This is a genomic window from Limnobacter humi (assembly GCF_024518835.1).
In the GTDB taxonomy this organism is placed as follows: Bacteria; Pseudomonadota; Gammaproteobacteria; order Burkholderiales; family Burkholderiaceae_B; genus Limnobacter; species Limnobacter humi.
The window spans coordinates 5522-26938 of the sequence record NZ_JANIGO010000002.1 but is presented as its reverse complement, the minus strand read 5'-3'; the positions used below and the strand labels follow the sequence as shown (position 1 = coordinate 26938).

The following is a 21417-nucleotide window of genomic DNA, read 5'->3' as shown; positions in this document are numbered from 1 at the left end:
TCGAATTCTCCGGCTTGTTTGTTGTGTGAATTGCTCGACGATGTGTGCTGCATCAGCCGCCACAACCACCCAAGGTGACTTTGACTTCTTTCTTGGCAAAGTAATACTGTCCATCGGCTTTCACCAGGGCGTACACATCGCTGGAGCGGCCCATTTTGACGCGGGTATTCACTTTGGCATCCGTACCAGCGGGCAATACAAAACTGGCTGACAGCACCGATGGATTGTTGGCCACCAGCAAAGCCACTTCTGTGGTGTTGGGCAATGTGCTGGACACACCCACCGGCACCACCGCGCCGTTTTCCGCAATGTCGGGCGCAATCACGGTGACCGCATTGCTTTCCTTGGGGGCTTTGGTGCCCATGGCTTTCCACAAATCGTCCAGGGTTTTGGCAGTGAATGCCTTGTCGTTGTAGCCGGCAGTTGAGGCCAACACGTCGCTTGGTTTAATCAAACCAGCGGCCACGGCCAACCCCAGCACGGTGAATCCGGATGACGCCTTCAGCAAGGCACGTCTGTTTTCATTCATGGACTTCGTCCTCCTAAAAAACGGTTTGTTCTTCGCGGCTATTTGTTCAGTTTGACCAAATCCTGACTCACCCAACTCGCCAATGTATTCAACTCATGTTCACTTAGCTGCGACTGCGCCGGCATCGGCACATTGCCCCACTGGCCCGTTCCACCTTGCCGAATTTTGGAAACCAGATAAGCATGCGCGTCACTGCGGTCTTTGTACTTGCCAGCCACAGCCACCATGGCAGGCCCCAAGCCCGCTTGGCCCACCGCATGGCATGCGGTACAACCTTGCGCATTGAACAGCGCTTCGCCAGCAGACACGTGGCTGACTGCAAGCTTTGGCGCCAGCGCCGTGGATGTTTGCTGCCCCCGCACAGGGCCGATGACCCGGTTCTGATCCATCAGATTGCCGTGCGCATCGGCAGCGTAATCTGGAATGCTGGAGCTGACAACAACAGACCTCACGCAGTTTGACATGCACCGCCGCTCTTTCACATCGGGTTTTCCCGAAACCTGCCACAGGCCGTGTTGCTGGGTCATGCCATGGCGGTTGGGCATTTTGTTCTGCACGGCTGCCATGTTGTCCTGGTTCAACTCAAAATCGTCGGGCACGATACCCCCCAAATTCAAAATATACGCCGTCACGGCATACACCTCGTTGGCACTCAATGATTTGGGCGCATTCCACGGCATGGCGCGGTTGACGTAATCCCACAAGGTCGAGACGGTGGGCACCTTCATCAGGGTGGTGCGCTGAGGCACGGCACCGGTGCGCAAGGCGGCCACATGGCCTGATTGAATATCGGCATCCGTGGTGCCACCCACGATCGGCGTAAACACCTCATTGCTTTCACCAAAAGCGCCGTGACACGACGCACACTGTGCATCCCACACCAACTGCCCTTGTTGTACGCTGCCCCTTCCCTTGGGAATGCCTTTGAAGTCTGGGCGTACATCAATGTCCCACGCTTTGATTTCGGCTGGGGTCGCAACGCGGCCCAAACCCTCAAAAGCCCATGCCTGCACAATCGTGCAACATCCAGCGACCACCCATGCACACCCAATCCATCGCCTCGCATTCATCATGATGCCTTCACCTGCACGTTGTTCACCTCGCCCGAGGCCAACACCTGCCAGCTCTGAATGGCGTTGTTGTGGTACACGCTTTTACTGCCACGCACGCCACGCAAGGTTTGATAGCTGGGTTGCACATAGCCCGTGCTGTCCACAGCCCTGCTTTGCAGAATGGCCTCCTGTCCGCTCCACACCCAAGGCAGACTGAAACGGGTCAAACACTTGCTAAGCACGGGCTCTTCCAGTCGCGCAGGCTTCCAGTTGCGTCCACCATCCACCGACACATCCACCGCTTTGATGGCACCGCGCCCTGACCATGCAAGGCCCGTGATGTTATAGAACCCAGTGTTTAACAACTTCTGACCACCCGACGGTGTGGTGATGACGGATTTGCATTCCTGAATGGACGTGTATTGGCGGTGTTGACCATCCGGCATCAAATCCACGTAATGGACCGACTCGTCTTTGGTGCCGTACGGTTGATCCCCCACCTCAATTCGGCGAAGGTATTTCACCCAACTCACACCCTGAACACCGGGCACAACCAGGCGGAGTGGATAGCCATTTTCCGGGCGCAGCATCTCCCCGTTTTGCCCGTAGGCCAGCAACACCTCACCAGACTCGACCATCTCCATGGGAATGGTCCGCGTCATGGAAGAACCATCGGCACCCTCGGCCAAAATGAAGCGACCCTTTTTCAGGTCAACGCCGCAATACTCCAGCACTTTAATCAGTGGTACACCGGTGAACTCCGAGCAGGACAGCATGCCATGCGTGTACTGCACCGTGGGCACCGCCACATTGCCCCATTCCATGCCCGAATTGGCGCCGCACTCAATGAAATGCATGCGGGAGACCGATTCCATGCGCATCAGTTCGTCCATCGTAAACACCATGGGGCGGCTCACCAGGCCGTTGATCATCAACCGGTGCTGGGTGGGATCGATGTCCCACCAGCCTTGGTGGTGGCGTTCAAAGTGCAAACCAGAGGGGGTAATCATGCCAAACAGGCCCTGCAAAGGCGAAAACGACACCGATGCCGCACCCACCCGCGTCAAACCCGGTGACTGGCGGCGTTGCAAATTGGACTCGTATTTGGATGGTTGCCCATACGGATGTGCAGCCACCGACTGTCCCAAGCCTTTGCTGTGTTCTGGCAACTGAAGAATGACGGGGTCGCCCTCGCCCACCGCTTGAGCTTGAGCTTGAGCCAGGGTGGGTACCAAAGCCGCTGCGCAGGCCAGAGCAAATGCCTGACGGAAAAATTGCCGGCGATCGATCTCACTGGATCGATTGACCATCGCCACATCGGAACGGGAAATGAAATATTCGGGTGCCCGCTGCACCCGCCCCAATGCCACGTTGGCCGGAATATTGTCTGTCACGAAGATCTCCTGCGTGTCGAATTCTTTCTTTATATGAGCATATGCTCATTATTAGAATAATGCCACTACTCGATGCTTCGTTTCAGTGAATGGATTTACCCAACCCCTGCTTTCAAGGGGGTTATCAAGGTTTTCGGGGCTTTTTCTTGTCGCGCAGAATGGCGTCGTGATCGAGCTTGTACTCAGGCTTGGCAATGCCCTGGCTTGCAGGGTCGGTTGGCAGCACATTGTGAACAGCCTGTGCGCCCACTTTGGCCACCAGCCGCACCGTGTCATAGGCTGAGTGGGTGATCTTTTTTTCCACCATGTGCACTGCCGACGATATCGGTGCAATGGGGCGGATTTTTTTCAACACCGAGAAAGGAATGTCCGCGATGCGGCGATGCACGCTCTCAACCTGGCGGGTGCCTTCGTCGAGCGTGGCTGAAACCAAGTCAACAAGGCCACGCAGGTGCGGTTCCAGGGACTTTTTGCGGGGCATACAAAACCTCTTGGGGGCTTTAATTGAGTGCACGGAAGTCTAGAGAACTTTGACAGACCCGTGTAGGCAAACCATTCCACTGTAAAATACTGGAATTCATCGATTCATTCAATTGCAGTGGCCACAATCATTTACGACCTGGAGTGCGAGTACGCACACCGCTTTGAAGGCTGGTTTCGTTCAGCCGACGACTTCGACAGCCAACGCGAACAACAATTGCTGACCTGCCCGGAATGCGGCACAGCGGCCATACGAAAGGTGCCCTCTCGCATCAATATTGGCCAGGCACGCGCATCAGCCGAGGCCTCCAGCACGGAAGCCGCCCCCCCCACATCGGCTCCTGTGGTCGATGGGAAGGCCAACACGGTGGATGTGGCCACGGCATTTGTCATGGCCAAGCAGGCCATTCAGGCGTTGATTCGGCATTCGGAAGACGTGGGTGACCGGTTTGCAGAAGAAGCCCGCAAAATTCACTATGAAGAAGCACCAATTCGCGCCATTCGCGGACAGGCCAGCCCAGAAGAATTTGAAGAACTGCGGGATGAGGGCATCGACATCATTGCCCTGCCCCACTTGCCCTTGGAAGATGATCTGAACTGAGGCCGTACAGCCTCTAAGCCATGTGCACACCCAGTGCTCTACCCAACAGTGCACTGGCGGCCATCGAGAAGGTGCCCCAAATGGCCACCCGGAATGCGCTGCGCCACACATGGGCATTGGACGCCCTGGCCACCAACGCACCTGTGACAAACAGCGTAAACACACTGCCCAACCCCATGGCCCACAAGGTTGTTGTCAAATCGAACTGCAAAGTCTGGGTAAGCCACATCAGCAGCAAGGGCACCACACCACCACTGAGGAATGTAAGCGCCGACGCCAAGGCCGCTTGGGCTGGTTTGGCTTTGCTGTGCTCGGTGATGCCCAATTCATCGCGTGCGTGGCTTTCCACCACATCATGCTCCGTGAGCGCCACTGCAACCTGGCGAGCAAGGTCGGGTTTCAAGCCTCGACCTTCATAAATTTTCTGCAACTCCATCAACTCTTGCTGAGGGTTGTTTTCGATGTGTTTGATTTCCAGCGCCAGTTCAGCCTCTTCAGCATCCGACTGCGACATGACGGACACCCATTCGCCCGCGGCCATGGACGCGGCGCCTGCCACCAGGCCAGCCACGCCGCTGGTCATGACCACAGACCATTGCGCACCGCTGCTGGCCATGCCCACCAGAAGGCTGGAGATGGAAATAATGCCGTCATTGGCGCCCAAAGTGGCAGCACGCAGCCAGCCGATGCGATGAATCAGGTGTTCATGGTTGTAATGGGGGCTCATTTGACACGCTGCTTTTCAAGTTTGCGGGCCAGCGTTCGTCGATGCATGCCCAAACGCCGGGCGGTTTCTGAAATATTGAAATCGGTTTCCACCAATACCTCGTGAATACGCTCCCATTCCAGGTTCTTCAGGGATGTCGGTCGGTTGGTCAACTCGGGTTCTTCGGTACCCGCCACGTGGTTGAATGCGGCTTCGATGTCGTCGGTATTCGATGGCTTGGCCAAGTATTGGCACGCACCCAGTTTAATGGCTTCCACAGCGGTGTTGATACTGGCGAAACCTGTCAACACCACAATCAACATCTCTGGATCGTGCTCATGCAAGGCCTGTACGCAGGTCAGGCCGGATGCCTTGCCATCCAGCTTCATGTCCACCACGGCGTGGGTGGGGTTGTGCTGTTTGAGGAAATCTTGCATCTCGTCAAAATTGGCGGCGTGCAGCACCGTGTAACCTCGACGCTCGAACGAGCGACTCAACACACGGCCAAACGATGCATCGTCTTCCACAATCAACAACAGTCGATCACCGGACATCCAACTTCTCCACAGACAACTCAATCGACTTCATGGGCAGTTGAATGCGCACTTGGGCACCCCCTGCCACCCTGTTACTGGCTGTCAGCGTGCCGCCCAAGGTACGGACCACATTGACTGCCAAAAACAGCCCCAGGCCGCCGCCGGGCCGCCCTTTGCTGCTGTTGTAGGGTTTACCGATATTGTCCAGTATTTCAGGCAGAAAGCCAGGGCCTTGGTCGGATACGGTGAGAACCAATTGTTCATCCTGGCAATCCGCCTCCAAACACACCCACTGCGGTGACACTTCAGCTGCGTTGTCCAACAGATTGAACATGGTTTGCTTCAAGGCAGACTCAAAAACCACAGGGGTATTTTGCTCAATTCGGTTGACCAACTGAAACTCGATGGTGGGTTGGGCCTGCTTCCACTGCTCAATCACCTCATCAACAAAAACCTTGAGGGTGGTTCGGCGCGAGGATTCGCCTCGGGTTTCACCAGCAGACATCAGAATGCCGCTCACGATGCCCTTGCACCGGATCAACTGGGTTTGTAAATCCTCCAGGTCTGCCTGCAAATCCGGATCATCACGAAACAGGGGCATGTGTTTCCAGTCATTCAGAATAACAGCCATCGTCGCCAACGGTGTGCCAAGCTCATGGGCTGCGCCCGAGGCCAGAAGCCCCATGCGAACAATGTGCTCCTCCTCGACTGCGCGCTGGCGAATGTTGGCCAGGTAGGCATCACCGGCACGCAGGTTGCTGCTGATGCGGGTAATGAAAAACACCAGCAGTGCAGCAATCAAGATGAAACACACCAGCAAACCCTGTAAATAGAGGCTCGGCATCAGGTGGGCGCTGGTTGGCGGCAACTCCAGGGGCTCGTGAAAGACCGACAAAAATGCCAGACAATAGGTGGTGATGAGCATGAACAGCCAGGCACTGCTGGCTTTGAGCAACACGGCACTCAACGTCACCTGCAACAGAAACAGGAATGCAAACGGGTTGTTGGTGCCACCGCTGAAATACAACAGCGCTGTGAGGGTTGCCACATCCACCATCAAAGCCAAAAACAGGGCCTGGTTGGTGACCGTGGTTTCATCATGCCAACGCAGATGGCTACCGGCATTGAATGCAATCAAAACCACCAGCACGGTGATCATTTTGGCCATGGGCAAATGAATGCCCAGCACCAGGGTGGCCACCAAAATGGTGGCAATTTGACCCAACACCGCCAGCCACCGCAGATGAATGAGGTGCAGCATGTTTTTGTGCCCGGTCTGGCTCAGCACGCCATGCTCGAGGCTGGCGTCATCCAGTGGGGTGCGTTTGCTGACAATGTCGGTGTGGCTGGCCATGGGGTACCGCGGGTTCAGTCTGGGCGGCGACGTGCAAGCCAAATGCTGACACCGGCCACCATGCAGGCCAAAGCATACCAAGTGATGGCGTATTGCAGGTGATTATTGCGAAACACGAGCACAGTCAAACCCGTCAAAGGTAACTTGGCGGGATCAATGCTCAGCCGCTGTTCGCCCGTGTCATCTTGTGCCCTGTGGGCACGTACCACCGCGTCAATTCGGTATTCGGGGCTTGGTGCTTGCTGAGCATCCACAAAATAAGGTGAGGCCTTGGTCAACTGCAGCTGTTGATTGAACGCGGCAACATCCCGCGAATACCACTGCCCTGTGTCAGGGCGATTGGGCCTTAAAAATCCGCCATGCGGCTCGGGCAATCGAAGCAAGCCCACCACGTGAGCCTCAGCTGGATTTTCTGCCGGCAGGGGATCGGTCCAGTTTTCCGGCACAAAACCCCGGTTGATCCAAACGCGATAGCCCTCAGCCGTTTGCAGGGGTGTCATGAGCCAAAAGCCCTGGCCATAAGGGGATGCAGCCCGAACGCGCATGGTGTGAGCGACATCCCATTGACCTGCAACATGCACCCTCAGGTACTCATGGCTCTGCGCCGTGATCTCGCCCCATTGTGCTGGGCCTGGTGCATCCACTGGCGTGCCATAGGCCCGGCTTTCAACGCGCTCAATCAGGTCAAGCTTCCACTGTCGACGCTCCACCTGCCAAGTGCCCAAAGCTGCAAACACGAAAAACAAAAAGGCCGCGCCCAGTGCGAGCGCAGCCTTTTTGAAGTTGAGACGTTGCCGTCCGCCGATCATGGCAGCTGCTTGATTTTGTCCAGCATCTCGTGGTTCATGCCGGGCATCATGTTGGTGTTCATGTGGTGCATCACCCAAATAGAACCGGCCAATGTGATCACCAGCAGCACCAGGGTAAAGATCAGCGCCAACATATTCCATCCCCCTTCACTGCGGGTGTTCATGTGCAGGAAGTACACCATGTGAACCAGAATTTGCACCACTGCAAAAGCCATCAGCACCAAGCCCATGGTGGTGGAGCTTGGAATCGCTTTGTTCATGACCAGCCAAAATGGAATGGCGGTGAGAATGACTGACAGCACAAAGCCAACGGTGTAGCTTTTGACCGTGCCGTGTGCGTGGTCGTCATGGTCATCGTGGTGACCATGGTCGTGTGTGTGGTGATCGCTCATGGCAACACTCCCATCAGGTAAACAAAGGTGAAAACACCAATCCAGATCACGTCCAGGAAGTGCCAGAACATCGACAGACACATCAGGCGGCGCTTGTTTTCAGGAATCAAGCCATGCTTGCCCACCTGCACCATCAACACCAACAACCAAATGGTGCCAAAGAATACGTGCAGGCCGTGGGTGCCCACCAGTGCAAAAAACGAGGTCAGGAAACCACTGCGTTGAGGGCCGGCACCTTCATGGATCAGGTGCAGAAACTCATAAATTTCCAAACCCAGAAACGCGGCACCGAACACACCGGTGATGGCCAACCAAACCAGCGTGCCGCTTTTGTTTTTGGCTTGCGAGGCAATCATCGCAAAGCCATAGGTGATGGATGACAACAGGAGGAAACCTGTGTTGATGGCCACGAGTTTCAGGTCAAACAACTCGGCGCCGGTGGGGCCACCCGCATAATTGCGGCCCAGCACAGCATAGGTTGCAAACAGACAAGCGAAAATCAGACAGTCGCTCATCAGGTAAATCCAGAAGCCCAACAGCGAGCCGTTCTGGGGGTGATGCTCCTTCACGTAATACCGTGAACTGACATCGTTGGACGCTTGGGCGTCCAGCACGGCAGCATTAGACATGCTTGGCCTCCATCAGAAATTGAGTGTGTGCGTCCTCGGTGCGAACCACGTCGCTGGCCGGGATGTAGTAATCACGCTTGTAATTGAAGGTGTGAATGATGGTTGCAGCCACCATGGCCACAAAGCTCACACCCGCCACCAGCCACATGTGCCAGATCAGGGCAAAACCCACCACCGCACTGATGGCGGAGATGATGAAACCTGCACCCGTGTTCTTGGGCATGTGGATGTCAACGAAGCCGGTCAGGGGGCGCTTGTAGCCATTGGCTTTCATGTCGGTCCAGGCATCGTTGTCATACACCTTGGGGGTGAACGCAAAGTTGTATGCGGGAGGTGGGCTGGATGTGGCCCACTCCAACGTACGACCATCCCAGGGATCGCCGGTCACGTCACGCAGCTCCTTGCGCTTCCAGATGCTGACGCCAAACTGCACCAGCATGGCAGCAATACCCAGAGCAACCAGCGCGGCACCCAATGCAGCAATCTGGAACCAGATCTGCAAGCTGGGGTCACTGAACTGGCTCATGCGGCGGGTCACGCCCATCAGGCCCAACACATACAGCGGCATGAAGGCGAGGTAGAAACCAATGACCCAGCACCAGAAGGACACTTTGCCCCAGAAGACATCGAGCTTGAAGCCAAAAGCTTTCGGGAACCAGTAGTTGATACCGGCAAACAGACCAAACAGCACACCGCCAATGATCACGTTGTGGAAGTGCGCAATCAGGAACAGGCTGTTGTGCAACACGAAGTCAGCAGGCGGTACCGCCAGCAGCACACCGGTCATGCCACCAATTACAAAGGTCACCATGAAGGCGATGGTCCACATCATGGGCAACTCGAACTTGATGCGGCCCTTGTACATGGTGAACAGCCAGTTGAAAATCTTCGCACCCGTGGGGATGGAGATGATCATGGTGGTGATCCCGAAGAACGAGTTCACGCTGGCGCCACTGCCCATGGTGAAGAAGTGGTGCAACCACACCAGGTAGGACAGGATGGTAATCACCACAGTCGCGTACACCATGGAGGTGTAACCGAACAAACGCTTGCGGCTGAATGTGGCCACCACCTCGGAGAAGATGCCGAACACGGGCAGCACCAGGATGTACACCTCGGGGTGACCCCAAATCCAGATCAGGTTCACATACATCATGGCGTTGCCGCCAAGGTCGTTCGTGAAAAAATTGGTACCGAACACACGGTCCAGACCCAACATGGCCAGCACAGCAGTCAACACAGGGAAAGCGGCCACAATCAGCACGTTGGTGCACAGCGCGGTCCAGGTGAATACGGGCATTTTCATCAACGTCATGCCGGGTGCGCGCATTTTCACAATGGTCACCACCAGGTTGACCCCGGACAGCAATGTACCCACACCCGCAATTTGCAAAGCCCAAATGTAGTAGTCCACGCCAACCCCTGGGCTGGCCAAAATGCCAGACAGCGGTGGATAGGCCAACCAGCCTGTGGTTGCGAATTCACCCACAAACAGCGAGGCCATGATAAGCGCTGCGCCCATGGTGGTCATCCAGAAGCTGAAGTTGTTCAGGAACGGGAACGCCACGTCGCGTGCGCCAATTTGCAGGGGCACCACATAGTTCATGAAGCCGGTGACCAAAGGCATGGCCACAAAGAAAATCATGATCACACCGTGGGCCGTGAAAATTTGGTCGTAGTGGTGTGGTGGCAAAAAGCCTTCGTTTCCATTGAAGGCAATGGCCTGCTGCATCCGCATCATGACAGCGTCGGCAAAACCGCGCAGCAACATGACCAAACCCAGAATCACGTACATGATTCCGATTTTTTTGTGGTCAATGCTGGTAAACCAGTCCCGCCACAGCACGCCCCACAGGCGGTACTTGGTCACCAATGCCATGGTCGCCAGTCCGCCCAGCATCACCATCGCGAAGGTTGCACCCACGATGGGGTCATGCAGGAACGGCAGTACGTCCAGACTCAGTCGCCCGAACAGCAAATTGGGCTCAGTTGGATAGTGAATCATCATGGTCGTCGTTCTTCGAAGATTGGATAATCGGGAGGGGCTTGTTGCTGGCGTTCACGCCATTCGGTGTGACTGTGCACATCGCCTTGTTGATCAGAATGGCCAGTTCCTCAGCTTTCAATGCCGTGCCATTGCGCAGGCTGTCAGCCATCATTTGGGCGTCCATGCACACAGAACCTTCAGCCACGCAGCGGTTCACAATGGCGTGGAACAGGTCTTTGGACACTGTGCCAAACTTTTGAACAGGGTCTTTGACGCTGGGCTTTTCCAGTTCGGTGTACAGCGCTCGATCCAGGGTTTTGCTGGCTTTGCGCGTGTTGGCCACCCATTGGTCGAAATCAGCGTCATTCATGCCGTAGTACTTAAAGCGCATGTGAGAAAAACCGGCGCCGCTGTAGTTGGCCGAAAAGCCTTCATATTCACCGGGCTTGTTGATCACGGCGTTCAGCGTGGTCTCCATGCTGGGCATGGCGTAAATTTGCCCAGCCAATGCAGGAATGAAAAAGGAATTCATCACAGTCGAGGCCGTGATCTTGAAGCGAACCGGCCGATCAACCGGCGTGACCAGTTCATTCACCGTGGCAATGCCCTGTTCGGGATAGATAAACAACCATTTCCAGTCCATCGCCACCACCTGGATTTCCAGGGGCTTGTGGTCTGCAGCCAAAGGGCGTGATGCATCAATGCGCTCCAGGGGGCGATACGGGTCCAGTTTGTGGGTGCTGACCCAGGTAACAAGACCCAACACAATGATGATCAGCAGCGGCGCACCCCAGATCACCAGTTCCAGTTTGGTGGAATGGTCCCATTCAGGATCGTATTCAGCGGCTGTGTTGCTTTGGCGGTATTTCCAGGCAAAAAACAAGGTCAGCACAATGACCGGAACGATGATCAGCAGCATCAAGGCTGTGGAGACCAAAATCAGGTCGGCCTGCTGCGCGGCCACATCGCCTGAGGGGTTCATCACCACCGTTTTGCACCCTGTGAGGAGCATCGCCGGCAGCAGCGCGATCAGACCCGCGCGATGCTTGATGCGCGGCCCGATGGAGGAGCTTAGTTTGCGTAGCGAAATCATTCGAATACACCAATGCCAGAATGTGAATGTGTGCTACTTTAGTACCGTGGGTTGGCGGTGGGGATTGGACATTTTGTCCCACCCCGTAACAACAAGAAATAAACCATTGAAAATCCACAAAAAATCAAGCAAAGAACGATGCGAGGAGTGATTCTAAACATGAGCGGGCAAACCGTGGACAGCAGCCAACTTCAGGCAAAACCAACCCCCCAGGCCAACAACATCTCGGCACACCACCACGGCAGCAGCCATGTAGACCCGGGTGACATCGCCATTGGCGTGGTGATTGGCCGGGCCTCCGAATACTTCGATTTTTTCGTTTACGCCATTGCGTCGGTGCTGGTATTCCCATCGGTGTTTTTCCCGTTTGAAGACAAGCTGACCGGCACGCTGTATTCCTTCGTCATTTTCTCGTTTGCATTCCTGGCCCGCCCATTGGGCACGGTGCTCATGATGCGGGTGCAGCGTCAATTTGGCCGCGAAGTCAAACTGACGATTGCGCTCTTCATGATGGGCATATCCACCGCAGGCATTGCATTTTTACCCATCTACGAACGCATTGGATTTACCGCTGTCATCCTGCTGGCCTTGCTGCGCATTGGACAAGGCATCGCCTTGGGTGGTTCCTGGGATGGCTTGCCTTCGCTGCTGGCCTTGAGTGCCCCGGAAAACAAGCGGGGTTGGTACGCCATGATTGGTCAATTGGGTGCTCCGGTCGGCTTCATCATTGCGGCTGGTGTGTTTGCTTACCTGTTGCACAACCTGTCTCAGGACGATTTCCTGACCTGGGGCTGGCGCTATCCCTTCTATGTAGCCTTTGCCATCAACGTGGTGGCTTTGTTTTCGCGCCTTCGCCTGGTGGCCACCAATGAATATTCCCGCATGCTGGAAGAGCAGGCTTTGCAACCGGTGAGCACCTCGGAAATGGTCAGCTCACAGGGCTACAACATTCTGGTGGGTGCACTGGCTGCCCTGGCCAGTTATGCCCTCTTCCACGTGGTCACCGTTTTTCCCTTGTCGTGGATTTCCCTGTACTCCCAGCGCTCGGTTGATGAATTCCTGGCTGTGCAAATGCTGGGGGGTGCCATGGCAGCCTTCGGTGTATTCACATCGGGCCTGATCGCCGACCGCTTTGGTCGCCGCAATACCCTGGGCACCTTGGCCGTGTTGATTGCTATTTTCAGTGGCTTCGTTCCCATGCTGATGAATGGGGGCGATTCCGGCCAAACCATTTTTATTCTGGTGGGTTTCCTGTTGTTGGGCTTGTCGTATGGCCAGGCTGCGGGTGCGGTAACCGCCAACTTCAAACAGAAATTCCGCTACACCGGTGCAGCACTCACGTCTGACCTGGCCTGGCTGGTGGGCGCGGCATTTGCGCCGCTGATCGCCTTGGGCTTGTCTGCCCATTTCGGCCTGGAATATGTAAGCCTGTATTTGTTGTCAGGCGCCTTGGGCTCACTGGCGGCGCTCAGCTTGAACCGGGCACTGGAAATTCGGGACTGAGCATTCTTGAATACATTTCACTGCACAACCTGCGACTTTATGCCGCACACGGTGCAGTGAGATGCCCTGCCAAACCAGACGCTGAACAGCGAGAATACAGGCTTCGCATTTTCAACGCCTGAACCATGACAATCCGCGCTTACGCCCTGCACCGCCGCCTCATGTGGTTGGCTGCCAGCGCCGTCACGCTGTGGGGGCTATCCGGTTTGTTGCATCCCATCCTGACAGCGCTGGGCATTCAACAAGTGGTGTTCAACGCGCCCACACCGGCGCTGCAACTGCAGCACACCCGGTCGATTGCCGGTATTCTGAAAACAGCGGGCATCCAGCAGGCTCAACTCATTCAGGTGCTTCCCCATGACGGACGCCCGCTTCTTCAAGTCACCCAGTCCAACCAGGAACCCCGGCGTTATTTCGACATGACCACGGGCCAAGAGCTTCCTGGACAGGACCTTGCGCAAGCTGCGTTCATCGTGCGGCACTACATGAAACTGCCTGCCGATCGAATGGCGACCCGCTCCACCTTCATCACCGAATTCAGTACCGAATACCCGGCCGTAAACCGATTGTTACCGGTTTACAAACTGGAGTATCCGGAAGCGAATAGCCTGGTGGCTTATGTGCACACCGGAACCAACGCATTGGCTGCGGTCACCGATCCAACCAAGCGCCGCCTTCAAACCGCATTTCAGTGGCTGCACACTTGGAGCTGGATGCCAGAGCCCCTGGCCTGGGTTCGAGGGCCGGCCATGGTGGTGCTGCTGGGCACTGTCTTGCTGATGACGGGTACCGGGCTGACGGTTTTTTTCAAAACGCTTCGGCTGCGCAAACCGCGAGGCTGGCCCCGAGCGCTTCACCGCTGGGTAGGCCTTGGGTTGGCTGTGCCACTGGCCGCCTGGGCGTTCAGCGGGGCGCTGCACCTGCTGATGAATTCGTCAAGCAACGTGGAAGTGCGCACCGTGGCTGCGCCACCCATTGAGACTCACCGATTGCGATTTGATATTCAAGCCGATTGGGCGCACACCACCCGGGGACTCCAACTGGCTGGTTTTTCGATTGTAGAGTCACCCCATGGCGAACTGCTGTATCGATTGGCCCTTAAACCTGAGAGCACAGCCGACGGTATTCCAATTCTGCCCGATGCCATTCGCAATGCGCGGTTTGATGGTGCGCCGGTGACCGGCCCAGCGCTGTACGTGAATGCTGAAACAGGCCAGGCATGGAACGGGGATGACAGGCAATTGGCCATCCAATTGGCCACCCGATACATGGGACAAAGCGAGGCCAACATCCGCTCTGCACGGCTGATCACCCGTTTTGGTCCCGAGTATGATTTCAGAAACAAACGCCTGCCCGTGTGGCAAATCGAATTCGAAGCCCCATTGAGCAGCACCGTGTTTATCGACACGCAAAGTGGTGTGCTAGCCGACTCGATTCACCAGTTTGAAAGGCCGGAACGCTGGAGCTTCTCATGGCTACACAAATGGGCCTTTGTTCAGCCACTGGGCCGGGGCTTACAGAACTGGGCCACTGGCAGTGTTGCACTGGCCTGTGTGTTGTTGCTGGCGGTGTTGGGTGTGATCAAGGTGCGCCGTTCGCATCGACCCGGCTAAACTGCTGCAGGTGGACCCTGTATCACCAGCGAATCTGCACCCCGGCGTACAGCGAGCGGCCGTCCCCCGGTAAAAACTGGGCTGCCTGTGCTGGGTTGAATTGACGTACAACACTGGTGGTGGCCACATAGCGCTTGTCGCCTAAGTTGCGGGCATCCACAAACCATTCTGCAGACGGCTGAGCACCCAGGCCCAGGGGGACACTGACACGTGCGTTGAATACACCATAACCAGGAGCCTGCAGCGTATTTTTGTGGTCAACCCAGGTCGGGCCAGCTGCATCCATGGACAGACTGGTTCGCCAACCACTGTTCCACAACCGCTCGGCGCTCAGGCGCGTGGCTGCCGCTGGCAGGCCAGCAATTCGTGCATCGCCAAAATCTGGGTCCGACGCAAAACGGAAGTGGTTCAACAGAGTGCTGTTTCGGAATGTCCAAGCACCAGCCGAGTAGCGCAACCCCAATTCAAGGCCGAGGCGATGGGTTTCCGGTGCATTGAACGTGCTGGAAATGGTGGTTCCGGGAATAACAGTGGCCATGAGTTCGTTGTACACCTCAGCGTAGTAAGCCGATACATCCCACCCCCAATTCAATTGTTCACCACGGTAACCCGCCTCCACGGAAACACCGTCCTGGGCTGCATTGTTGATGGTGAATTGACCTGCGGTGCCCGAGACACCCAACTCACCAAACGACGGGGGTTCAAAGCTTCGAGACAGGTTGGCATAGACCTGCGACTGATCAGCCAGCGTTTTGATGATGCCCACGCGTGGGCTGATCTGGCCGTATTGCCGCTCAAATGAGAGAAATTGCCCGGTGCCGCCCAAGGCGGTGCTGTTGTAGCCGTCGTACTGGCGTTGTGATTGTTGAAATTGCAGCGCGGTAATCCACAACAAGTCCGATTGCAACGCGAGGCGGTTTTCAATGAAAAAGGACTGGTTTTCAGCCCGTTGGCGGCTTTGGTCCAACAACGGCCCTGCCGGCACACCCCCATTGTTGGCGCGGTTGGTGTTGTCCGTCACGCCACGGCCATAGGCAAGGCCAACGGCGGTATCGGCCAGCATGCCCCACAGGGTGTGCGGCAAAGCGTATTTCAATTGCCCACCCCAATCGAGGTTGTTCTGTTCAATCACTTGGAAAATGGGGTGAAACAACTCTTTGCTGCTGACATACCCATTCACATCCAACACACCTTCACCGATGCGGATTCGCGTGCGGTTGGAAAACCGGTCGAGGTTCAGATCACGCCGCTGCCGCAGGGCCGCATTGGTGGCATTGGCCTGCTGGGGGTTTTGTTGAATCTGGTCCAAAGTCAAATTGCCAGGCAGTTGCGAATTGCTGCGTGCGCTGGCCATGAAGAACCGAGTTTGTACATCGGGGTTGATGACCCGGCCGAGGTTACCCACCAGCTTGACGCTGTCTTGTTTGGAAAAATCCCGAAACCCGTCTTGACGGGATTGGGACAACATCCAATACCCGTCGCTGGCAACGTCCTTGAAAGCGCCCTGCACCGCCGAGCGCAAATAACCGAAAGAACCCGTTTCCATGCGAGCAGCGGCTCTGGGGGCGGTCAAACCTGTTTGAGACACATAGTCGATGGCACCACCCAGCGAAGCCACACCCAAGCCAAATGCGTTGGCACCGCGGTACACCGCCACGTGGTCAGCCGCCAAAGGTTCAATCGCCTGAAAATCAAACGACCCGTCCGCCAGATTAACGGGAATGCCATCTTGGGTAAGCCAAACACCCCGACCATGGAAGGTCCGTTGAACACCCGAACCCCGAATGGACAAACGGGCTTCGTCTGCACCAAATCGTGGTTGAATAAACACACCGGTGGCATAACCCAGGCTGTCTGCAAAAGTGGATACGCGGCCTTGCTCGAATTCTTCTCGATTCACCGCGCCAATGCCGCCTGGGGTGTTCTCAATCCGCACTTTAAACTCCGCCCGGCTGGGCTGCGTCGACAGGAGCGGTTGCTCGCTGGCCCCACTGACCACCACGTCCGGCATTTGATGACTGGGCTCATGCTCAGCCAAAGCATGGCCGTGGACTGTACACAGCGTGGTTGATGACAAAACCAAAATCCAGGGGCGTAACAACGGCATGATTTAAAAAAACGGGTTGGGTGTAACGTGGCGACAGCTTAAGGATTGGCGGCCGCTAACGCCATGCGACATGATGTCGCACAAGTAGAGTGGGTGCTCCTTGGGCCATGTTGCGGCCGGTGTTAGACTTCGGGCGTTTCGATATTTCCCTGTGCTGCATGAACCTGCCCCTGCCCGTGAATAACCCGGCGCTGTTTGATGGCGTTGCCCAATGGTTGTGCCGCATTCCACACTGCACTATTTTAAAACTTGAATTTGTGCAGGGTGAGCGCGGCAAAGCCACCCTGCGCCTGCCCTATCAGGACCGCTTGGTTGGCAACTCCAAAACCGGCGTGTTGCACGGCGGCGTGATGACAGCCCTCATCGACACCACCAGTGCACTGTCCATTTTCTCGTTGCTGGAAAGCCCGGAAGCCACGCCCACGTTGGACTTGCGGATTGATTACCTGCGGCCCGCCACACCGGGTTTGGATGTTTACTGCACGGCCGAATGCTATCGACTGGCCCGCAATATAGCGTTCACCAGGGCCACCGCTTACCAGGAAGGCAACCCGCAGCCTGTGGCCTACAGCGTGGGTACCTTCATGCGACGCCACCCATCCAAAGGAGAAGCCGCATGATGGACCAACGCGATCAACTGGAACAATTGCTGGACCAGTCGCCTTATGCGCGGCTCATCGGCATGCAGATTGACGTTCGGGACGGGCAACTGGAATTCCACTTGCCCTTTCAAGCCCACAACATTGGCAATGACCAGTTGCCCGCGCTGCATGGTGGGCTGATTGGGGGCTTCATGGAAATGGCTGCGCTGATGCACATGATCTGCATTCGGGAAACCGACTCGGTTCCAAAAACAGTGGACTTCTCGATTGATTACCTGCGGCCTGGCTTTGCTAGGGACTTGATGGCGGTGTGCACGGTCACCAAGCACGGCAAGCAAGTGGCCAATGTGCAGGTATCTGCATGGCAAGAATCACCCGACAAACCCGTGGCGGTGGCACGGGCTCATCTCTTACTGGATTGAGTCCATATCAACGCGCGGCAGCAGTCTGCACCGAGTCGATGAACACCTTCACATCGCGTGCAGACTCTTCCGGCGCTTCCACCATCGGCATGTGGCCCAGGTCGTCGTAAACTTTCGCGCGCAGGTTTTTAACACCGGCTTGCCACACAGGCACCGAGCTGACGTCAATCAACTCATCCTTCGCACCCCACAGCAACAGCATGGGCGCCTTGATGTCACCCAGTCGGTTGCCCAGCACATCCATTTGGTGAATCGCCTTGAAAATGGTGGCCAATTCATCACGACGGTCCATGTAGGTTTTGGCCATGCCATTGAGCACAAACTGTGGCAGATAAGGCGGTTTGGCCATGGTCATGGCGTAGAACTCCTTGAACTGCTCTGCACTCTGCACTTCAAAGGGGTTGCGACCGCCAGCCACCATTTGTGCCATTTTGCTGGGCTTGGGGCTTTGCACGCCAGCCGGGTCCAGTGCCGACACACTCCACACACGGTCGGGATAATTGGCTGCCAAGGTGGCAGAAATATACCCGCCCATGGAGTTACCGACCACATGGAATTGCTGTACGTCCAGGGCATCCATCAAGGCCACCACCCGCGACGCCTGCGCGGTGATGGAATAATCCCAGCCAGGCTGAAAGCCAGTTTCTCCGTGACCCGCCATGTCGGGAATCACCACATGGTAGTCCTTCACCAGATGCGCAGCAAAACGGGGCCATACATCCTTGTCAGCACTGTAACCATGCAGCAGCACCACAGTGGGCTTGCTGGCATCGCCACCTTCATACAGTCGGTGGGCAATGCCCGTGGCCGTTACCGTTTTTTCAGCAAAGCCATGCACACGGGCTTCCAGCTGCCCACCGTACTGCATGAACAACTGCCCCGCCACCGGGTTGGCATTCAAACCCCAACTTGCAAGCCCTGCCAATGCCAGTGCAGCAACAATCCATTTTTTCATGATGACAACCCTGATTATTGAAACACGTGGTGCTGTGGCTTGAAGTTGTTCGCCAGCTGTCGGTACGTGAAGCTAAAGCCTGGAAACATGGCAATCACATGGCCGCTCTTGCTTTGGTACCAGCTGTTGCAACCACCAGTCTTCCACACGGTTTTGTCCATCTCAGTGTGAATCATGTGCGTGTAGTCATGCTCGGCCTGTGGTTTTACCTCAATCACTTGCTTGTTGTTTTTTCGAAGCGCATCAATGCTCTTCATGATGTAGTTCATCTGCGCCTCGATCACAAAAATGGCGGAGGTGTGGCCAATGCCGGTGTTGGGGCCAGTCACAATGAACAGGTTGGGAAAGCCAGGTACCGTGGTGCCCAGGTAAGCGCGTGGAAACTCCTTCCACACTTCGCCCAAGGACTTTCCATCTCGGCCTTTCACCGGGTAGGAAATCACGCCATCGGTGGCATCATAGCCGGTGGAATACACAATCAAATCGAGCTCAATCTGTGAGCCCGACTGGGTTTCAATACCAGTTTCAGTGATACGGGCAATGCCATCGGTTTTGTCATGCAGGGTGACGTTTGGCCGACAGTAGGCCGGGTATAGCGTGTTGCTCAGGATAATCCGCTTGCAACCAATGGTGAAGTCGGGTGTCACCTTGCGGCGCAGCTCAGGGTCGGCGATCTGCTGTTCAATGTGTTTAAGGGCATGGTTTTGCGCAAACACCTTGAGCGCAGTCTGCGAGTATTTAAAGCCCACCACCCGGGCTTCCAGCCCCCAATAAATGGCGGTGCGCAGCGCCTTGTATACAGGTTTGATGCGCAACAGGGAACGCTGCCACGGCTTGAAGCTGCGGTCTGGGCGCGGCAATACCCAATGCGGACTGCGCTGGAAAATGTGCAGCTCGCCCACCTCGCCAGCAATGGCGGGAATCACCTGTGCCGCACTGGCACCACTGCCAATAATGGCCACACGCTTGCCACGGTGGTCATAGCTGTGGTCCCAGTTGTTGGTGTGAAATGTTTTTCCTTTGAAGGTGTCACGCCCTGGGAAATTGGGAATCACCGGGGTGCTCAAAGGGCCCGATGCATTGATCAGGATTTGCGCATACACCGCATCACCCTGCTCGGTTTCAATACGCCAGCATTTCAATTCTTCTTGCCACTCCACCTTGACCACATTGGTTTGGGTGCGGGTTTTTTCACGCAGTTTGTACTTCTCAATCACGTGGTTGGTGTATTCCTCCAGCTCAGCCTGCTCCGCAAACATTTGCGACCAATCATAGGGCTCGTGGGAGATGGAATACAAAGGCGATTGAACATCGACGGCGGCACCCGGGTAACTGTTTTGACACCAGGTACCACCCATGAATTCCCGGCGCTCCAGAATCACAAAATCGCTGATACCGCGTTTGATGAGGTTGATGGCTGCGCATTGCCCACCAAAGCCACTGCCAATAATGACCACCTGATGCTTGTCCATGTGTCTCGTGTCCCGTTGAATTGTTATGGTCTGAGAGAAATCCGGTTAACACTGTATATCTGACAATGGACGTAGTCAATTTAGAATATAGAAAACTGAATGTGTACTCCAAACGATGGGATGAAACATTCACCGCCCGCTGAACGGATATCGGTTCAGCGGGGGGATTGACTTTTGGCGATTGAACGGGAAAGGTGTCAAACCACAGTACTGCTGCCAACCACCAGCGAATTAATTTTGGTTTGATCCCAAAAGGTACCATCCGCAAACGTAACTCTATCGATGTCGTACGGATTGTTTCCTGTGCTTGAAAAATGGTTGCTCACACGAATGGTGTCGGTGGTGCCTTTAATTCCCAGCACCAAGTCGCTGTAGAAGCGAGTAACCACGATATCGGCCTGAGCAACACCACTGTTGAATGAAATGGCGTCCACCTTGCCTGTGGTTAAGTCGTAGTGGTTAATCACATCTTGGCCATACCCACGCCCAAAAACATAGGTATCGTTGCCAGTGCCGCCGTCCAGATAGTCATTTCCAGCACCACCGTCTAGCCGGTCGGTGCCCAACCCCCCATACAGCGAGTCATCGCCATTTCCACCCGTCAGCAAATCATTGCCATCGTCTCCACTCAGATAATCATTACCATCCCCACCATGGATGGTGTCGTTGCCTTCGGCACCATACACGTAGTCATTGCCTGCCTGGCTGTTGATGGTGTCGGCCGCTTGTGTGCCGTGCAGTGAGTCGTCGCCAGTTGTCCCTGCCAAGTGTTTGCTGATGATGGTGGATCGGCTCCACGTGGTGCCATCGGCAAACTTGATCTGCTGCAGTGGGTTGTAAAGGATGTTCGCCTCGTCTGGCGTAAAAAACTGCCTGACGGTGATTTGGTCTGTGGTGCCGTTGATCTTAATCACCAGGTCTGAACCTGAAGCCTGCAGGTTTAGCTCAGTGGGCAGAACCCCAGTCTTGAACAACAATGTGTTCACGCGTGCGGCGTTGGTCTCGTAGTAGTCCTCGACCATGGTGTCTTGCCCATCGCCTTTGCCAAACACGTAGGTATCGTTGCCCAGGTCGCCGTCCAGATAGTCATTTCCAGCCCCGCCTTCCAGGCGGTCGTCTCCTGCATCGCCATAGAGGGAATCGTTGCCTGCGGATCCAAGCAAGTTGTCGTTGCCTAACCC

Annotated in this window: 21 protein-coding genes; 5 read left to right on the top strand and 16 right to left on the bottom strand. The window is 55.8% G+C overall.

Features of this window, described 5'->3' with window-relative positions; genetic code table 11:
- Window positions 1-52: 52 nt before the first annotated feature.
- The 4 genes from soxY to NQT62_RS05070 all read right to left on the bottom strand — a co-directional run bounded on the left by soxY (window position 53) and on the right by NQT62_RS05070 (window position 3456).
- Window positions 53-529, bottom strand: a complete 477-nt coding sequence (soxY, locus tag NQT62_RS05085; protein WP_256763579.1) for a thiosulfate oxidation carrier protein SoxY — start codon at window positions 527-529, stop codon at window positions 53-55.
- A gap of 38 nt (window positions 530-567) precedes the next feature.
- A complete protein-coding gene (locus tag NQT62_RS05080; RefSeq protein WP_256763578.1) occupies window positions 568-1602 on the bottom strand; it encodes a c-type cytochrome in 1035 nt (344 codons plus the stop codon).
- On the bottom strand, window positions 1599-2891 hold the full coding sequence (gene soxC, locus NQT62_RS05075; RefSeq protein ID WP_256764410.1) for a sulfite dehydrogenase: 1293 nt from the start codon (window positions 2889-2891) through the stop codon (window positions 1599-1601). Before soxC ends, NQT62_RS05080 begins: the two co-directional genes overlap by 4 nt.
- Window positions 2892-3099: 208 nt before the next feature.
- The gene (locus NQT62_RS05070) at window positions 3100-3456 is read right to left on the bottom strand and encodes a hypothetical protein (protein WP_256763576.1); all 357 of its coding nucleotides are present in this window, start codon (window positions 3454-3456) and stop codon (window positions 3100-3102) included.
- A gap of 117 nt (window positions 3457-3573) precedes the next feature.
- On the opposite strand from NQT62_RS05070, the gene NQT62_RS05065 reads away from it, so the two are divergent.
- Window positions 3574-4056 carry a DUF1178 family protein gene (locus NQT62_RS05065; protein ID WP_256763574.1) on the top strand — a complete coding sequence of 161 codons (483 nt, stop codon included), beginning with the start codon at window positions 3574-3576 and terminating at the stop codon, window positions 4054-4056.
- Between the two features lie 13 nt (window positions 4057-4069).
- On the opposite strand, the gene NQT62_RS05060 is transcribed toward NQT62_RS05065, so the two are convergent.
- From NQT62_RS05060 to cyoA, 8 genes are read right to left on the bottom strand one after another with little or no spacing between them, the layout of a single operon-like run.
- Window positions 4070-4783, bottom strand: a complete 714-nt coding sequence (locus NQT62_RS05060) for a VIT1/CCC1 transporter family protein (protein ID WP_256763573.1) — start codon at window positions 4781-4783, stop codon at window positions 4070-4072.
- Window positions 4780-5316 (bottom strand): response regulator transcription factor, encoded by a 537-nt coding sequence (locus NQT62_RS05055; RefSeq protein ID WP_256763572.1) that lies wholly within the window; start codon window positions 5314-5316, stop codon window positions 4780-4782. The genes NQT62_RS05060 and NQT62_RS05055 overlap by 4 nt, the downstream gene beginning before the upstream one ends.
- The gene (locus tag NQT62_RS05050; protein WP_256763571.1) at window positions 5306-6652 is read right to left on the bottom strand and encodes an ATP-binding protein; all 1347 of its coding nucleotides are present in this window, start codon (window positions 6650-6652) and stop codon (window positions 5306-5308) included. Before NQT62_RS05050 ends, NQT62_RS05055 begins: the two co-directional genes overlap by 11 nt.
- A 14-nt stretch (window positions 6653-6666) precedes the next feature.
- The gene (locus tag NQT62_RS05045; RefSeq protein WP_256763570.1) at window positions 6667-7461 is read right to left on the bottom strand and encodes an SURF1 family protein; all 795 of its coding nucleotides are present in this window, start codon (window positions 7459-7461) and stop codon (window positions 6667-6669) included.
- Window positions 7458-7853: a cytochrome o ubiquinol oxidase subunit IV gene (cyoD, locus tag NQT62_RS05040; protein ID WP_256763568.1), complete on the bottom strand. Its 396-nt coding sequence runs from the start codon at window positions 7851-7853 to the stop codon at window positions 7458-7460. Before cyoD ends, NQT62_RS05045 begins: the two co-directional genes overlap by 4 nt.
- Window positions 7850-8482: a cytochrome o ubiquinol oxidase subunit III gene (gene cyoC / locus NQT62_RS05035; RefSeq protein ID WP_256763567.1), complete on the bottom strand. Its 633-nt coding sequence runs from the start codon at window positions 8480-8482 to the stop codon at window positions 7850-7852. Before cyoC ends, cyoD begins: the two co-directional genes overlap by 4 nt.
- Window positions 8475-10487: a cytochrome o ubiquinol oxidase subunit I gene (gene cyoB, locus NQT62_RS05030; protein WP_256764409.1), complete on the bottom strand. Its 2013-nt coding sequence runs from the start codon at window positions 10485-10487 to the stop codon at window positions 8475-8477. The genes cyoC and cyoB overlap by 8 nt, the downstream gene beginning before the upstream one ends.
- Window positions 10468-11562 carry a ubiquinol oxidase subunit II gene (gene cyoA, locus NQT62_RS05025; protein WP_256763566.1) on the bottom strand — a complete coding sequence of 365 codons (1095 nt, stop codon included), beginning with the start codon at window positions 11560-11562 and terminating at the stop codon, window positions 10468-10470. The genes cyoB and cyoA overlap by 20 nt, the downstream gene beginning before the upstream one ends.
- 159 nt (window positions 11563-11721) lie before the next feature.
- On the opposite strand from cyoA, the gene NQT62_RS05020 reads away from it, so the two are divergent.
- Together NQT62_RS05020 and NQT62_RS05015 are read left to right on the top strand one after the other, a co-directional pair.
- Complete coding sequence (locus NQT62_RS05020; protein WP_256763564.1) at window positions 11722-13065, top strand: MFS transporter; 1344 nt, start codon at window positions 11722-11724, stop codon at window positions 13063-13065.
- A gap of 125 nt (window positions 13066-13190) precedes the next feature.
- On the top strand, window positions 13191-14678 hold the full coding sequence (locus tag NQT62_RS05015) for a hypothetical protein (protein ID WP_256763563.1): 1488 nt from the start codon (window positions 13191-13193) through the stop codon (window positions 14676-14678).
- 22 nt (window positions 14679-14700) lie between these two features.
- Here the strand turns inward: NQT62_RS05015 and NQT62_RS05010 are convergent, their stop codons facing one another.
- Window positions 14701-16755, bottom strand: a complete 2055-nt coding sequence (locus NQT62_RS05010) for a TonB-dependent receptor family protein (protein WP_256763562.1) — start codon at window positions 16753-16755, stop codon at window positions 14701-14703.
- 188 nt (window positions 16756-16943) lie between these two features.
- On the opposite strand from NQT62_RS05010, the gene NQT62_RS05005 reads away from it, so the two are divergent.
- Both NQT62_RS05005 and NQT62_RS05000 read left to right on the top strand, forming a co-directional pair.
- Complete coding sequence (locus NQT62_RS05005; RefSeq protein WP_256763561.1) at window positions 16944-17405, top strand: PaaI family thioesterase; 462 nt, start codon at window positions 16944-16946, stop codon at window positions 17403-17405.
- The gene (locus NQT62_RS05000; protein WP_256763560.1) at window positions 17402-17809 is read left to right on the top strand and encodes a PaaI family thioesterase; all 408 of its coding nucleotides are present in this window, start codon (window positions 17402-17404) and stop codon (window positions 17807-17809) included. Before NQT62_RS05005 ends, NQT62_RS05000 begins: the two co-directional genes overlap by 4 nt.
- A 7-nt stretch (window positions 17810-17816) precedes the next feature.
- Here the strand turns inward: NQT62_RS05000 and NQT62_RS04995 are convergent, their stop codons facing one another.
- The 3 genes from NQT62_RS04995 to NQT62_RS04985 form a co-directional block, all read right to left on the bottom strand.
- On the bottom strand, window positions 17817-18764 hold the full coding sequence (locus NQT62_RS04995; protein WP_256763559.1) for an alpha/beta fold hydrolase: 948 nt from the start codon (window positions 18762-18764) through the stop codon (window positions 17817-17819).
- Between the two features lie 14 nt (window positions 18765-18778).
- Complete coding sequence (locus tag NQT62_RS04990; RefSeq protein ID WP_256763558.1) at window positions 18779-20236, bottom strand: flavin-containing monooxygenase; 1458 nt, start codon at window positions 20234-20236, stop codon at window positions 18779-18781.
- Window positions 20237-20433: 197 nt separating this feature from the next.
- The coding region (locus tag NQT62_RS04985; RefSeq protein WP_306173569.1) for a calcium-binding protein at window positions 20434-21417 on the bottom strand (984 nt) is incomplete at its 5' end.

Coding starts and splice junctions, on each gene's coding strand:
- soxY (WP_256763579.1), bottom strand. CDS start 529: ATGAATGAAAACAGACGTGCCTTGCTGAAGGCGTCATCCGGATTCACC.
- NQT62_RS05080 (WP_256763578.1), bottom strand. CDS start 1,602: ATGATGAATGCGAGGCGATGGATTGGGTGTGCATGGGTGGTCGCTGGA.
- soxC (WP_256764410.1), bottom strand. CDS start 2,891: ATGGTCAATCGATCCAGTGAGATCGATCGCCGGCAATTTTTCCGTCAG.
- NQT62_RS05070 (WP_256763576.1), bottom strand. CDS start 3,456: ATGCCCCGCAAAAAGTCCCTGGAACCGCACCTGCGTGGCCTTGTTGAC.
- NQT62_RS05060 (WP_256763573.1), bottom strand. CDS start 4,783: ATGAGCCCCCATTACAACCATGAACACCTGATTCATCGCATCGGCTGG.
- NQT62_RS05055 (WP_256763572.1), bottom strand. CDS start 5,316: ATGTCCGGTGATCGACTGTTGTTGATTGTGGAAGACGATGCATCGTTT.
- NQT62_RS05050 (WP_256763571.1), bottom strand. CDS start 6,652: ATGGCCAGCCACACCGACATTGTCAGCAAACGCACCCCACTGGATGAC.
- NQT62_RS05045 (WP_256763570.1), bottom strand. CDS start 7,461: ATGATCGGCGGACGGCAACGTCTCAACTTCAAAAAGGCTGCGCTCGCA.
- cyoD (WP_256763568.1), bottom strand. CDS start 7,853: ATGAGCGATCACCACACACACGACCATGGTCACCACGATGACCATGAC.
- cyoC (WP_256763567.1), bottom strand. CDS start 8,482: ATGTCTAATGCTGCCGTGCTGGACGCCCAAGCGTCCAACGATGTCAGT.
- cyoB (WP_256764409.1), bottom strand. CDS start 10,487: ATGATTCACTATCCAACTGAGCCCAATTTGCTGTTCGGGCGACTGAGT.
- cyoA (WP_256763566.1), bottom strand. CDS start 11,562: ATGATTTCGCTACGCAAACTAAGCTCCTCCATCGGGCCGCGCATCAAG.
- NQT62_RS05020 (WP_256763564.1), top strand. CDS start 11,722: ATGAGCGGGCAAACCGTGGACAGCAGCCAACTTCAGGCAAAACCAACC.
- NQT62_RS05015 (WP_256763563.1), top strand. CDS start 13,191: ATGACAATCCGCGCTTACGCCCTGCACCGCCGCCTCATGTGGTTGGCT.
- NQT62_RS05005 (WP_256763561.1), top strand. CDS start 16,944: ATGAACCTGCCCCTGCCCGTGAATAACCCGGCGCTGTTTGATGGCGTT.
- NQT62_RS05000 (WP_256763560.1), top strand. CDS start 17,402: ATGATGGACCAACGCGATCAACTGGAACAATTGCTGGACCAGTCGCCT.
- NQT62_RS04995 (WP_256763559.1), bottom strand. CDS start 18,764: ATGAAAAAATGGATTGTTGCTGCACTGGCATTGGCAGGGCTTGCAAGT.
- NQT62_RS04990 (WP_256763558.1), bottom strand. CDS start 20,236: ATGGACAAGCATCAGGTGGTCATTATTGGCAGTGGCTTTGGTGGGCAA.